General features: G+C 52.5%; 12 protein-coding genes. 4 read left to right on the top strand and 8 right to left on the bottom strand.

The features are described from left to right. The 4 genes from nuoC to lrhA all read right to left on the bottom strand — a co-directional run bounded on the left by nuoC (position 1) and on the right by lrhA (position 4,592). The gene (nuoC, locus tag HV242_RS16195; RefSeq protein ID WP_014170999.1) at positions 1-1,803 is read right to left on the bottom strand and encodes an NADH-quinone oxidoreductase subunit C/D; all 1,803 of its coding nucleotides are present in this window, start codon (positions 1,801-1,803) and stop codon (positions 1-3) included. A gap of 89 nt (positions 1,804-1,892) precedes the next feature. Continuing rightward, positions 1,893-2,567, bottom strand: coding sequence for an NADH-quinone oxidoreductase subunit NuoB (gene nuoB, locus HV242_RS16200; protein WP_003861482.1), 675 nt, complete (start codon positions 2,565-2,567; stop codon positions 1,893-1,895). A 15-nt stretch (positions 2,568-2,582) separates the two neighbouring features. Next, entirely contained in the window at positions 2,583-3,023 is a 441-nt protein-coding gene (gene nuoA, locus HV242_RS16205) for an NADH-quinone oxidoreductase subunit NuoA (RefSeq protein WP_014171000.1), read from the bottom strand. Positions 3,024-3,653: 630 nt separating this feature from the next. Then, positions 3,654-4,592, bottom strand: a complete 939-nt coding sequence (gene lrhA / locus HV242_RS16210; protein WP_025203584.1) for a transcriptional regulator LrhA — start codon at positions 4,590-4,592, stop codon at positions 3,654-3,656. Positions 4,593-5,533: 941 nt separating this feature from the next. On the opposite strand from lrhA, the gene alaA reads away from it, so the two are divergent. Both alaA and yfbR read left to right on the top strand, forming a co-directional pair. Next, on the top strand, positions 5,534-6,748 hold the full coding sequence (alaA, locus tag HV242_RS16215) for an alanine transaminase AlaA (RefSeq protein ID WP_014171002.1): 1,215 nt from the start codon (positions 5,534-5,536) through the stop codon (positions 6,746-6,748). A 93-nt stretch (positions 6,749-6,841) separates the two neighbouring features. Next, positions 6,842-7,441: a 5'-deoxynucleotidase gene (gene yfbR / locus HV242_RS16220; RefSeq protein ID WP_014171003.1), complete on the top strand. Its 600-nt coding sequence runs from the start codon at positions 6,842-6,844 to the stop codon at positions 7,439-7,441. 40 nt (positions 7,442-7,481) lie between these two features. On the opposite strand, the gene HV242_RS16225 is transcribed toward yfbR, so the two are convergent. From HV242_RS16225 to yfbV, 4 genes are all read right to left on the bottom strand, one after another. Beyond that, positions 7,482-9,314: an SLC13 family permease gene (locus tag HV242_RS16225; protein ID WP_014171004.1), complete on the bottom strand. Its 1,833-nt coding sequence runs from the start codon at positions 9,312-9,314 to the stop codon at positions 7,482-7,484. Between the two features lie 74 nt (positions 9,315-9,388). Further along, complete coding sequence (locus tag HV242_RS16230; protein WP_044866750.1) at positions 9,389-10,048, bottom strand: sugar phosphatase; 660 nt, start codon at positions 10,046-10,048, stop codon at positions 9,389-9,391. Between the two features lie 11 nt (positions 10,049-10,059). Then, positions 10,060-10,554, bottom strand: a complete 495-nt coding sequence (locus HV242_RS16235) for a YfbU family protein (RefSeq protein ID WP_020883140.1) — start codon at positions 10,552-10,554, stop codon at positions 10,060-10,062. A 92-nt stretch (positions 10,555-10,646) separates the two neighbouring features. Then, a complete protein-coding gene (yfbV, locus tag HV242_RS16240) occupies positions 10,647-11,102 on the bottom strand; it encodes a terminus macrodomain insulation protein YfbV (protein ID WP_008502875.1) in 456 nt (151 codons plus the stop codon). Between the two features lie 337 nt (positions 11,103-11,439). Between yfbV and ackA the strand changes: the two genes are divergently transcribed. Further along, entirely contained in the window at positions 11,440-12,642 is a 1,203-nt protein-coding gene (gene ackA / locus HV242_RS16245; protein WP_014171008.1) for an acetate kinase, read from the top strand. A 76-nt stretch (positions 12,643-12,718) separates the two neighbouring features. Next, a complete protein-coding gene (gene pta, locus HV242_RS16250) occupies positions 12,719-14,860 on the top strand; it encodes a phosphate acetyltransferase (RefSeq protein ID WP_014171009.1) in 2,142 nt (713 codons plus the stop codon). Positions 14,861-14,880: the final 20 nt, after the last annotated feature.

Raw genomic sequence — 14,880 nt, forward strand, 5'->3', positions numbered from 1 at the left:
TTAGCGGTCCACATCTGACATAACAAAATCGATACTACCCAGATACACAATCAGGTCGGAGACGAGACTGCCGCGGATGGCGGACGGGATCTGCTGCAGGTGCGCAAAGCTTGGTGTACGCACGCGGGTACGGTAGCTCATGGTGCTGCCGTCACTGGTCAGGTAGTAACTGTTAATACCCTTGGTCGCTTCAATCATCTGGAAGGATTCTTGCGCCGGCATGACCGGACCCCAGGAAACCTGCAGGAAGTGGGTGATCAGGGTTTCGATATGTTGCAGCGTGCGCTCTTTCGGCGGCGGCGTCGTCAGCGGGTGATCCGCCTTGAACGGGCCTTCCGGCATGTTGTTGAGGCACTGCTCAAGGATGCGCAGACTCTGGCGCAACTCTTCAACTTTCAGCATCACGCGGGTGTAGCAGTCGGAAACACCGCCGCCAACCGGGACTTCGAAGTCGAAGTTTTCATAGCCAGAGTAAGGACGGGCTTTACGCACGTCGAAATCAATACCGGTTGCGCGCAGACCCGCACCTGTCGTACCCCACTCCAGCGCTTCTTTCGCACCGTAGGCTGCAACGCCCTGGGAACGGCCTTTCAGGATGGTGTTACGCAGTGCGGCTTTCTCGTAAGAAGCCAGACGTTTTGGCATCCAGTCGAGGAATTCACGCAGCAGACGCTCCCAGCCGCGCGGCAGATCGTGTGCCACACCGCCAATACGGAACCAGGCCGGGTGCATACGGAAACCGGTGATGGCTTCTACCAGATCGTAGATTTTCTGACGATCGGTAAAGGCAAAGAAAACCGGTGTCATCGCGCCAACGTCCTGAATGAACGTGGAGATATACAGCAGGTGGCTGTTAATACGGAACAGTTCGGAGAGCATCACGCGGATGACGTTAACGCGATCCGGTACGGTGATACCTGCCAGTTTCTCAACGGCCAGCACGTAAGGCATTTCGTTTACGCAACCGCCGAGGTACTCGATACGGTCGGTGTACGGAATGTAGCTGTGCCAGGACTGACGCTCGCCCATCTTCTCAGCACCACGGTGGTGGTAACCGATGTCCGGTACGCAGTCGACAATCTCTTCGCCATCAAGCTGAAGAATAATACGGAAAGCACCGTGCGCAGAGGGGTGGTTTGGACCGAGGTTGAGGAACATGAAGTCCTCGTTTTCCGTCCCGCGTTTCATGCCCCAGTCTTCCGGCTTGAAGGTCAGCGCTTCCATCTCCAGATCCTGCTTGGCTTTCGTCAGCTCAAACGGGTCGAATTCAGTTGCACGTGCCGGGTAGTCTTTACGCAGCGGGTGGCCGGTCCACGTCTGCGGCATCATGATGCGCGTCAGATGCGGGTGGCCGTCGAAGGTCATCCCGAACATTTCCCAGGTTTCACGCTCATACCAGTTAGCGTTCGGGAAAAGTTTAGTGATCGTCGGCAGATGCATGTCGTTTTCAGACAATGCCACCTTGAGCATGATATCCGTATTACGGTCTATTGAGATCAGGTGGTAGAAAACGGAAAAATCCGCAGCAGGGAGACCCTGGCGGTGCGTACGCAGACGTTCATCCATGCCGTGTAAGTCAAACAGCATGACGTAAGGTTTTGGCAATTTCTTGAGGAAATCGACCACTTCCAGTAATTGCTCACGCTTCACCCAAACAACGGGTACCCCGGTGCGGGTCGCCTGAACAGTAAAGGCATCCGGCCCAAAACGGTTGCGCAGTTCGCCAATGACAGGGTCATCCAGATGATCCCGTGTTTGCCAGGCGGCTTCTTGCGCGGTTAAGTCGGTCATATTGTTCACCATTGCAAATGGTCCGTGGTGACTGTAGGGCGTGGCTTCGCGCTATTTGAGTAGTGATATGCGAAGGTTTACTCCATGCCCACAGGCGCAAATTAAATTTCGTCAGGCGTACGCAGATTGGTTACTGCAATACGTTCGCCGCGTTTACGCTCGCGCTCAGACTGCATGTTGGCGCGGTAAACACCCTGATCGCCAACCACCCAGGAGAGCGGACGACGTTCTTTACCGATAGACTCCTGCAGCAGCATCAGCGCCTGCATGTAAGCTTCGGGACGCGGCGGACAACCCGGGATGTAAACATCCACTGGAATAAACTTATCTACGCCCTGTACGACGGAATAAATGTCGTACATACCGCCAGAGTTTGCACATGCGCCCATGGAAATAACCCATTTTGGCTCCAGCATCTGGTCATACAGACGCTGAATAACAGGTGCCATCTTGGTAAAGCATGTACCTGCCACCACCATCAGGTCAGCCTGACGTGGGGAAGCACGCAGTACCTCTGCCCCAAAACGCGCAACGTCATGCACCGCAGTGAATGACGTCACCATTTCAACGTAGCAGCAAGAAAGGCCAAAGTTGTAAGGCCAGATGGAGTTCTTACGACCCCAGTTGACCATATCGTGCATGGCATGCTCGAGTTTGCCCATGTACACGCTTTTATTGACTTCTTGCTCCAGGGGGTCGGTTACGATCTCCTGTTTTTGCAGGGGGTAACGGTCATTCTCACCGTTAGGATCTATGCGGGTGAGCGTATAATCCATCTTATTGCCTCGCTGTTACTGCTGACGATTAGAGATACTGTTTTCCGGGTTGATGTGTTCACGACGTGAACGCGCAGGCGTCCAGTCAAGCGCGCCAATACGCACCAGATAAACCAGACCGGCCAGTAACACTAAAATGAAAATTGCGGCCTCGACAAAGCCCACCCAACCACTTTCGCGGATGGAAGTTGACCATGCGAAAAGGTAAAGCGCTTCCACGTCAAAGATGACGAAGAACATGGCTACCAGATAGAACTTGGCAGACAGGCGTAAGCGAGCGGAACCTACTGAATCAATACCTGATTCGAAAGGTGTGTTCTTGTGCCTTGCACGGGCGCGACCGCCCAGGAACCAGCCGCCGACTAACATCAGGCAGCACAGGCCAATGGCTACAATAAGAAAGATTGCGAATGCCCAGTGATGAGCGATGACTTCTGTGGATGTTGACATACTCATTGCTTACTCATCAAAAGTGATACCTACGACACTGCTCTTGCTGGCAGATGGGCATCACATCGATTCATGGGGAGGAACGAAAAACCTTACACTAACTGTCAGAAATGAGACGTAGACAGCAAAATGATGGGGTTTTTTACTCCTTTCTATAACCTTTTGTCAACTTTAACAAAGGTTTCTTCACATTAAATTACATCGAGCGATTCTCATTAACATTTGGTGCCCTTTAACCCTGGTGGGTACCTGAGTTTACGTCAAATGCATGTTGTTGAATCGTGTCCGTTTTGGAAGTAAAAAAAATAACCCTCCTATTTTGACAGGATTTGCCAACGATTCCTCCCCCCAAAGAGGAGTATTTTCTTGATCTGAGACACGCTTTTGTTAATTCACCCAAAAAACCAGCAACATATTTCCTGTTTTATTAACATCGAGGCGAGCTGGAGGGAGACTGAACGGGAAACGCACAACATTTGAACAAAAGCATTTATCTTACTGATAAATAGCGACTATCCTGAAAATCCACGCGGTGATCGCGGGTATTACTGCCAAAAAAAAGCCACTGCAGGCGAAAATCGCGTGAGTGGCTTTTTTTTACATTTACAAATTGTTACCAGAATTTTGAGCTGTCGATCACTCAAAGTCCCCTTCAACGATCAGGGAATCATCCCCCCCTTCGGAGGTAACATGTTCGAACTGCCATGGATTATGGTAGTTTTCCATCGCCTCGAACACGACTTTCGCCAGTTCGTTATTGCTGGACGTATTGTGGCAGAGCAGATACTCCGTATCAGGCAAAGCAGGAAGACCATCTGATTTACCCAGTACGCGCAGATCCGGGCTCATCATTTCGACCGGACGGGCCGTTACCCCAAGCCCCGCTTTCACGGCAGCACGTACCGCTGGCAATGTGGAAGCCACATAAGCCAGACGCCATGGAATATTGGCCTCATTGAGCGCCGCCAACACCATATCGCGGAACGGACTCGGATCATCCAGTAATACCAATGGAATTGGCTCACCTTTTTGCAGCACATATTCAGCAGCGCAATACCAATGCGTCGGAGACGTGCGCAACGTCAGGCAATTAAATTGCCCTGGACGGTGCGTGGTCACCACCAGATCGACCTTATTCTCATTTAACATCTCAATCATAAAAGCATTTCGTTTTACGCTAACGTCCAGCGCAAGCTTCGGATAAACCGAACTAATTCGATTGAGAAGAAATGGCAATATTGTGTCTGCTGACTCATCAGACGCACCTAACGTTAGCACCCCTTGCAGGTTGCTATACATTAATGACATACATGCTTCGTCATTAAAGCGAAGTATTTTCCTGGCATAACCCAGAAGCTGAATACCGTGTTCCGTTAAGAGCTTATTACGCCCGTGACGGGCAAAGAGCTCTTTACCAACCAGTTGTTCCAGCCGTTGCATTTGCTGGCTAACGGCGGACTGGGTTCGGCAAACGGCGGCAGCAGCGGCTGCAAAAGTGTTGAGATCGGCGACCGCAACAAACGTTCTCAGCAGATCGAGGTCGAGATTCATTATCGGACGATTTGCATTTATCATATCTTTTCACTTTCAGGTTGCTCGTGCGGAGCTGCCCGGGTTGAAGCTGTGTGTGTAACAGTTAAGCAATTCCCTCTGAAGGTTTTCCTTCGCATCCCGGCCCGGCAGACTGCCTGACAGATAGTTATTGTGCTGTTTTAATATCAACAGTCAGAAAGCACGTTTCATGACGTTATTTTTATTCTCTTAAACGTTCAGGATATTTAGATGTTTGCAGGTTTATGTAAATTCCATTAAGGGTGATACACCCTTTCTGCCATCTTTCTCGCAGTGCTGTCAACGTAGCAGGAGATGTTTAACCCATTCCGGCCAGAGATAACTCTAACAATAACAATCAATTAATTCAGAAAACCTGTTCCACAAATACAAAACATATGTATCTGTGCCCAGCTTTCCTGAAAGACATCTTAACCCAAATCCACTTTATTTATAAGTCTTATTGCAATATTGCGGATTTATGAGGGTTGTTAAGCTTCTCAACTAATTTTATTAAAATTAACTAAAGTTGCATTTTGTTGGTTAATAATAAATAAATTTTAATTTAGATTAAGGCCATTCATTAATAACACTTAACATTAATTTCACATGAGTAACTTTTAGCCAATGCACACTATTACAACGCCACGTAACGAAGCATTCAGGTTTTACGAAAGGTCACTCAGCGTAACTGCCACGCAGGTTGCGGATATTATTTATTTTCATCAGCACAATATACAACTTTTATATTATTTAACAGCACAATAAACCTACTTTCACACCATTAACCTTACTTTACGTCAGTTAAATTGTTCGCTGATAGCGAAAAAGATTCACCCCATTTTCATTCACTCCACAAAATCTTCTCCTGCCCGCCCTTCAAAACGCAGCGAGGGGGGAGTACATTATTCCGTGCTGACTTCCACGGCAGGGAGTGGCAACAATCGCGAAAAGGTTAAAGGTTCATGTCCCCTATCGAAAAATCCAGCAAGCTAGATAACGTCTGTTACGACATCCGTGGCCCGGTTCTGAAAGAGGCTAAACGCCTTGAAGAAGAAGGCAATAAGGTTCTGAAACTCAACATTGGTAACCCTGCGCCATTTGGTTTTGAAGCGCCGGATGAAATTCTGGTTGATGTGATCCGCAACCTGCCTACTGCGCAAGGCTATTGCGATTCAAAAGGACTTTACTCCGCACGAAAAGCCATCATGCAGCACTACCAGGCGCGCGATATGCGTGATGTTACCGTTGAAGATATCTATATCGGCAACGGCGTCTCTGAGCTGATCGTGCAGGCCATGCAGGCGCTGCTGAACAGCGGCGACGAAATGCTGGTTCCCGCGCCGGATTATCCGCTGTGGACGGCGGCCGTATCCCTGTCCAGCGGTAAAGCCGTGCACTATCTTTGCGATGAGTCCTCTGACTGGTTCCCGGATCTCGATGATATTCGCGCGAAAATTACCCCACGCACGCGCGGCATCGTCATTATTAACCCGAACAACCCAACGGGCGCGGTCTACTCAAAAGAGCTGCTGATGGAGATCGTGGAGATCGCCCGCCAGCACAACCTGATCATCTTTGCCGACGAAATTTACGACAAGATCCTGTATGACGCGGCGCAGCACCACTCTATCGCCGCACTGGCTCCGGACCTGCTGACCGTGACTTTTAATGGCCTGTCTAAAACCTACCGCGTGGCCGGTTTCCGTCAGGGCTGGATGGTCTTAAACGGCCCGAAAAAACATGCGAAAGGCTATATTGAAGGGCTGGAAATGCTCGCCTCTATGCGTTTATGTGCCAACGTGCCGGCGCAGCATGCTATCCAGACCGCACTCGGCGGCTATCAGAGCATCAGCGAGTTTATCGTGCCGGGCGGGCGTTTATATGAGCAGCGTAACCGCGCGTGGGAGCTTATCAACGATATTCCAGGCGTCTCCTGCGTGAAGCCGAACGGCGCGCTCTACATGTTCCCGAAAATCGACGCGAAACGCTTTAATATTCATGACGACCAGAAGATGGTGCTCGATTTCCTGCTGCAGGAAAAAGTGCTGCTGGTTCAGGGTACCGCCTTTAACTGGCCGTGGCCGGATCACGTGCGTATCGTTACCCTGCCGCGTGAAGATGACCTCGAGATGGCCATCAGCCGCTTTGGACGTTTCCTCTCAGGTTACCACCAGTAATCTTAAAATCAGGCTACTCCGGTAGCCTGATTTGCATCTTGCCTCCCCTCCCCGCACAATGAAGTCTGTCGCAGTGAAGACAAAAGGTAACCTATGAGTCAGAGTCATTTTTTTGCCCACCTCTCCCGCCTTAAACTGATCAACCGCTGGCCGCTGATGCGCAATGTCCGCACCGAGAATGTGTCGGAGCACAGTCTGCAGGTTGCGATGGTCGCTCACGCTCTGGCTGCCATTAAAAACCGGAAATTCAATGGGCAGGTTAACGCTGAACGTATTGCCCTGCTGGCGATGTATCACGATGCCTCGGAAGTGCTGACCGGGGATTTACCGACACCCGTGAAATATTTCAACTCGCAGATAGCCCAGGAATATAAGGCCATTGAGAAGATTGCTCAGCAGAAACTGATCGACATGGTGCCGGACGAGCTGCGCGATATTTTTGAGCCGCTGATTGATGAGCATCAGTACACAGAAGAGGAAAAATTGCTGGTTAAGCAGGCGGATGCGCTATGCGCTTACCTGAAATGTCTGGAAGAGCTGTCCGCGGGGAATAACGAATTTCTGCTGGCGAAAACACGTCTGGAAAAAACGCTGGAATCACGCCGCAGCGAAGAGATGGATTATTTCATGCAGGTGTTTGTGCCGAGCTTCCATTTGTCGCTGGACGAGATCAGTCAGGACTCCCCTCTCTGACGGTATGCCGGGTCGCGACATCGCTACCCGGCATCAGGGTTTAAAACGGGAACAGTACGGGAATCAGTATCACGCACACCACCATCACCAGCACGGTGAAGGGCACGCCTATCTTCACAAAATCACTGAATTTGTAATTTCCCGGGCCAAGCACCAGCGTATTGACCGGTGACGAGACCGGAGTCATAAACGCTGCAGATGCCGCCATAGCGACGATCATGGCAAACGGGTACGGCGAAACCCCCATTGATTTCGCCATCGCCAGTGCAATGGGTGCCATCAGGACGGCCGTGGCCGTATTGGAGATAAACAGGCCTATCGTGGCGCACATGATAAACAGGCAGACCAGCATCATGTAAGGCCCGTATCCACCGCCTGCGTCCATGAGTCCCTTGACGATCAAATCCACCCCACCGGTTTTTTGTAACGCCAGGGCAAAGGGCATCATCCCGACAATCAGAATGATGCTCGGCCAGTGAATGGCTTTGTAGGCGCTTTCGGCATCAATACAGCGGAATTTCCCCATCAGAAGACAGGCGATAATGGCCGCAATGGGGTTTGGAATTTCGTCAGTCAGCATCAGTGCGACCATCAACACCAGGCAAAAAATCGCATGCGGTGCCTGGCTGTGCGCCGGAGAAGCATCGCTCTCTTCAACCGGCATATTGAGTACCACAAAGTCGCGGCCTTTCTGCCCGAGCTGACCGATCAGTTTCCAGTTGCCGACGACCAGGAAGATATCACCGAGCAGGATAGGCTCATCCACTACCGCCCCTTCCATCGCCACGCCATCACGCTTTAAGCCCACCACGTTTAGCCCATAGCGGGTCCTGAAGCCGATTTCGCGCACGGTTTTACCCAGTAATTCTGATTCCGGGATCAGCGACACTTCGGCCATGCCGACATCCAGCGCCTGGTCTGAGAAATACTCCCCACGTAGCACCATGGGTTCCAGCAACTGTTCACTGCAAAACTCGCGCAAATCGACATCGGCGGTGGACATATCAATCAGCAAAACGTCGCGTGCACGGAATTCCGACACCCCGTTGACGTTAACAATCACCCGCCGAAAACGACGCCAGCGCTCTACACCGATCACGTTCGCGCCATAGCGCTCGCGCAGCTTCAGGTCGTCTAGACGCTGGCCAATGAGGGGCGAGCCGGGGCGGATAGCCAGACGGCGCGCCCGCCCGGTCAGACGGTACTCTTTGATCAGATCGCGGAAGGTCCGTCGTTTCCAGCCGTCTTTGCTTTTATCCTGTTTTTCCCCCTTCAGGGCAAAACGGGTTAACAGCATGTAGACCACGCCCAGCACCAGAATCACCAGTCCAAGTGGGGTCACGCTGAAAAAGCTAAAGCCTTCAAACCCTTCGCGGATTAGCTCACTGTTGACGACCAGGTTCGGCGGGGTCGCCACCAGCGTCATCATCCCGCTGATAAGACCGGCAAAGCTCAGAGGCATCATCAGGCGCGACGGCGAGGTTTGCATCCGCATGGAGACGCTCAGCACCACCGGGATAAAGATGGCGACGACGCCCGTGGAGCTCATAAACGCCCCCAGCCCGGCAACCGTCAGCATCAGGTAGATCAACATTTTGGTTTCGCTGTTGCCGGCCACCTTGACCAGCCACGACCCCATAATGGTCGCCACGCCGGTGCGCACCAGCCCGTCGCCAATAATAAACAGGGCGGCAATCAGGATAACGTTGGGATCACTAAATCCGGAGAAAGCCTCCGGCAGCGTGAGCGTACCGCTCAGCACAAAGGCAACGATGACAAACAAGGCGATGGCATCCATGCGCACCTTGCCTGAGGCAAAGAGAAGGATGGCGATTAAAAGCAGGCTCAGGACCCAAATCAGTTCACCGTTCACAACATATCCTTGTCAGTGGAGGAGACAAAATTTTGCCATAAAAAACCCCAACAATGTGGGGCTATATCATGGGATTACATTTTAAGCGAGACGGTTACAACTCCGTCCGGTGCCTTCGCAACGTTAATCGCCGTCAGCGTGTTAAGCACCAGATCCGCCTCGTTCAGGCGGGATGACCCCGCCGGAACGTTAACGGCGATGACGTGGCTTCCGGCGTTCAACCCCGCCAGGACGCCTGCTGCCGCATCCTCCACCACCACACAATCGGCTGGTGCAAGGCCAAGCAGTTCGGCACCGAGTAAAAAGGCATCCGGTTCAGGCTTGCCGCGCTTCACGCGCTCTGCCGTGATAAACACTTCGGGCGTCGGTAAGCCTGCGGCTTTGTGGCGGGCATGGGCAACGGGCACCGAGCCGGAGGTGACGATCGCCCACGGGATTTGGGCTTCGTTCAGATGTTCAAGCAGTTCACGCGCCCCCGGCAGCGCTGTGATGCCATCCGTGTCGGTGGCTTCAATGTGCTCAAGATAGCTGAACTCCGCCTGAATCTCTTCCTCAGAACGTCCTGCTAAGAAGTGCCGCAATGAGGTTATGGCCTGTTTGCCATGGATAAAATTCAGTACTTCCTGATGGTCAATGCCATGTCTGTCCGCCCAATGGCACCATGAACGCTCCACAACCGGCAGCGAATCCACCAGCGTACCGTCCAAATCAAACAGAAAACCTCTACACTGCACAAGCACCTCCGTCAGGCATTAATAATTTGTTGAATCTCATTGTTACTTAAATGGTACTGGCGCGGGCAGGCGTGCCAGACGCTCAGCATGCGCTGATATTTTTCCCACATTGGGGTCTGCGCATTGAAGCCGTGTGTGCCCGCGTCAAAATGGGTATAGCGCCCTTCCGTGTTCACCATAAAACGCACATAGCTCAGATAACGCGCTTCCGTTGCGGCATCAAAGCCCAGGAAGGTGACGCGACGTTCGTCAATGGACTGCTGATCTTTGAGATTGGTCCAGGAAACATGCAGGGCGTGATACATCTCCATAATGTCGATCACGGTGCGGCAGGTTTCTTCTTTCATCTCACCAAACTCGCGGTCCAGTTCACGCATCTGCAAACCAAAGCCACGTTCGACGATTGTCTGCAGGCGGCTGTAGCGCTCAGCGTTATCGGGATCAAGCATAGTCATCATTTTGTACTGGTTGGACAAAATCAGACGTTGAGCATGGGTCATTTCCATCTTTCGACTCCTGTAGCGCATTGCACTGTAAAAAAAAGACACGGTAACGGTGAGTTACTGTGCCTTCTTTTATTCGTCGTTTCGATGATCAATCACAAGTCATCGAGGAATGTTTTGTCGAGTTGCTTAAAAGCGCGCTTGAGCGTGTCAGCCAGCGCCTGGTAATCGGGCTTGCCTTCGACCGGGGCAAGCGCCTGCCCGGCTTCCTCCAGTTTCCCGCGAACTTCATAAAACCAGTGTAAAATAGAAGGCGGGAGTGGCGTGATAGAACGTTTACCTAACCACCACAGACCCTGCATCGGCAGACTTAACGCGAAAAGTGCCGTCGCAACGGCCGGGCCAAGCTGCCCGCCCAGCGCGATTTGCCAGCAGAGCGTAAAGATGGCGACAGGTGGCATAAAGCGAATCGCATAGCGCGTGGCGCGGATCGTGCGATTCTCAATAAACATGGGCGCAAGGCGCTTTTCCATTGGCCACGTCTTTGCGTAATGCTGTCCCCGACGAAACAGACTGAAAAAATTCACGGACGGGTTCTCTGGTGTCGACATGGCTGTACCTCAACTTCACATATAAAAATTAAAATTTTCGTGCAAAACCACAACAGGCTATGACAACGTTCAAAATATTTTGTCATCAGCACCCCGTATCGGGTATTCTGTGCCAGCCTGATAGGCCCTTAGACGAGAACCATTAACTCGTCAAATTATCGCATATTATGCCATTGGCTGAAAAATGTTCAAAATGGCATAAAATCATATGTATTTCTTCCATCATGCCACAATGTTCGTTTGGCATGATGTTAATCATAAATGTCTGAGTCATTATGCGTTACGCTTTTAGACTCCCTGACGTTTTTTTAGCCACGTATCAATAATAGGTACTTCCATGTCGAGTAAGTTAGTACTGGTTCTGAACTGCGGTAGCTCCTCACTGAAATTCGCCATCATCGATGCGCTCAACGGTGACGAATACCTCTCTGGTTTGGCCGAATGTTTCCATCTGCCTGAAGCACGTATCAAGTGGAAGATGGACGGCAGCAAACAGGAAGCGGCTTTAGGTGCAGGCGCCGCTCACAGTGAAGCGCTGAACTTTATCGTTAACACTATTCTGGCACAAAAACCAGAACTGTCTGCTCAGCTGACTGCGATTGGTCACCGTATCGTCCACGGCGGCGAAAAATACACCCGTTCCGTCGTTATCGACGAAACGGTTATCCAGGGCATTAAAGACTCTGCCTCTTTCGCACCGCTGCACAACCCAGCTCACCTGATCGGTATCGCTGAAGCGCTGAAATCCTTCCCGCAGCTGAAAGACAAAAACGTGGCTGTGTTCGACACTGCGTTCCACCAGACCATGCCGGAAGAATCTTACCTCTATGCCCTGCCGTACAGCCTCTACAAAGAGCACGGCGTTCGTCGTTACGGCGCGCACGGCACCAGCCACTTCTATGTGACTCAGGAAGCCGCTAAAGTGCTGAACAAGCCGGTTGAAGAAGTTAACATCATCACCTGCCACCTGGGCAACGGTGGTTCTGTTTCTGCTATCCGCAACGGTAAATGTGTTGATACATCCATGGGTCTGACCCCGCTGGAAGGTCTGGTGATGGGTACCCGTTCCGGTGACATCGACCCGGCGATCATCTTCCACCTGCACGACACCCTGGGCATGAGCGTTGATCAGATCAACAAAATGCTGACCAAAGAGTCTGGCCTGCTGGGTCTGACCGAAGTCACCAGCGACTGCCGTTATGTTGAAGACAACTACGCAGAAAAAGCAGACGCTAAACGTGCAATGGACGTTTACTGCCACCGTCTGGCGAAGTACATCGGCTCTTACACTGCGCTGATGGACGGTCGTCTGGACGCGGTTATCTTCACCGGTGGTATCGGTGAGAACGCGGCAATGGTTCGTGAACTGTCCCTGGGTAAACTGGGTGTTCTGGGCTTCGAAGTTGACCACGAGCGTAACCTGGCTGCCCGCTTCGGCAAGTCTGGCTTCATCAACAAAGAAGGCACCCGTCCGGCTATCGTTATCCCTACTAACGAAGAGCTGGTCATCGCGCAAGACGCGCACCGCCTGACTGCCTGATTCCACACCGCCAGCAATGCTGGCGGTGCTGTTTTGTAGCCCGCCCCCTGTCGGCGGTAACGAAAGAGGATAAACCGTGTCCCGTACTATTATGCTGATCCCTACCGGAACCAGCGTCGGTCTGACCAGCGTCAGCCTTGGCGTTATCCGTGCTATGGAACGCAAAGGCGTTCGTCTGAGCGTCTTTAAGCCTATCGCCCAGCCTCGTGCCGGTGGCGATGCGCCAGACCAGACCACCACCATCGTGCGTAAGAACTCCAATCTGCCAGCGGCTGAACCGCTGAAGATGAGCCACGTTGAATCTCTGCTGTCCAGCAACCAGAAAGACGTGCTGATGGAAGAGATCATCGCCAACTATCACGCTAACACGCAAGACGCGGAAGTGGTGCTGGTTGAAGGCCTGGTCCCGACCCGCAAACACCAGTTCGCTCAGTCTCTGAACTTCGAAATCGCGAAAACGCTGAATGCGGAAATCGTGTTCGTCATGTCCCAGGGTACCGATAACCAGGAACAGCTGAAAGAGCGTATCGAACTGACCCGCAGCAGCTTCGGCGGCGCGAAAAATACCAACATCACCGGCGTTATCGTTAACAAACTGAACGCACCGGTTGATGAACAAGGTCGTACCCGTCCTGACCTGTCCGAAATCTTCGATGACTCTTCTAAAGCGAAAGTGGTTAAAGTTGATCCGGCGACTCTGCAGGATTCCAGCCCGCTGCCAGTACTGGGCGTGGTGCCATGGAGCTTCGACCTGATTGCTACCCGTGCAATCGACATGGCGCGTCACCTGAACGCTACCGTGATTAACGAAGGCGACATCAACACCCGCCGCGTGAAGTCTGTGACCTTCTGTGCGCGTAGCATTCCGCACATGCTGGAACACTTCCGCGCAGGCTCCCTGCTCGTGACCTCCGCTGACCGTCCTGACGTGCTGGTTGCTGCGTGCCTGGCCGCGATGAACGGTGTGGAAATCGGCGCCATTCTGCTGACCGGTGCTTACGAGATGGATCCACGCGTAAGCAAGCTGTGCGAGCGTGCGTTCGCCACTGGCCTGCCAGTCTTTATGGTGAACACCAACACCTGGCAGACCTCTCTGAGCCTGCAGAGCTTCAACCTGGAAGTGCCGGTTGATGACCATGAGCGTATCGAGAAAGTGCAGGAATACGTTGCGGGCTACATCAACGCAGACTGGATTGAATCCCTGACGGCGACCTCCGAGCGCAGCCGTCGTCTGTCTCCTCCGGCCTTCCGTTACCAGCTGACCGAGCTGGCGCGTAAAGCGGGCAAACGTGTTGTTCTGCCAGAAGGCGACGAACCACGTACCGTTAAAGCGGCTGCCATCTGTGCAGAGCGCGGCATCGCGACCTGTGTGCTGCTGGGTAACCCGGATGAAATTAACCGCGTTGCTGCCTCTCAGGGCGTTGAGCTGGGTGCAGGTATTGAAATCGTCGACCCGGAAGTGGTTCGCGAAAGCTATGTTGCGCGCCTGGTTGAGCTGCGTAAGAGCAAGGGCATGACCGAAGCCGTTGCGCGTGAGCAGCTTGAAGACAACGTTGTGCTGGGCACGCTGATGCTGGAGCAGGACGAAGTTGACGGCCTGGTTTCCGGTGCGGTTCACACCACGGCGAACACCATCCGTCCACCGCTGCAGCTGATCAAAACGGCGCCAGGCAGTTCTCTGGTGTCTTCCGTGTTCTTCATGCTGCTGCCTGAACAGGTTTACGTTTACGGTGACTGTGCGATCAACCCGGATCCAACTGCAGAGCAGCTGGCTGAGATTGCTATTCAGTCTGCCGATTCCGCGATTGCCTTCGGTATTGAACCTCGCGTGGCAATGCTCTCCTACTCCACCGGTACTTCTGGTGCAGGTAGCGATGTAGAGAAAGTCCGTGAAGCGACGCGTCTGGCACAGGAAAAACGTCCTGATCTGATGATCGACGGTCCGCTGCAGTATGATGCCGCGGTTATGGCTGACGTTGCGAAATCCAAAGCACCGAACTCACCGGTTGCGGGTCGCGCTACCGTGTTCATCTTCCCGGATCTGAACACCGGTAACACCACCTACAAAGCGGTACAGCGTTCTGCAGACCTGATCTCCATCGGGCCAATGCTGCAGGGTATGCGCAAACCTGTGAACGACCTGTCCCGTGGCGCGCTGGTTGACGATATCGTCTACACCATCGCTCTGACCGCGATCCAGTCTTCACAACAGCAGTAATACGTTACTGACTAAAAAGG

This window comes from Enterobacter sp. RHBSTW-00593, assembly GCF_013784105.1.
In the GTDB taxonomy this organism is placed as follows: Bacteria; Pseudomonadota; Gammaproteobacteria; order Enterobacterales; family Enterobacteriaceae; genus Enterobacter; species Enterobacter ludwigii.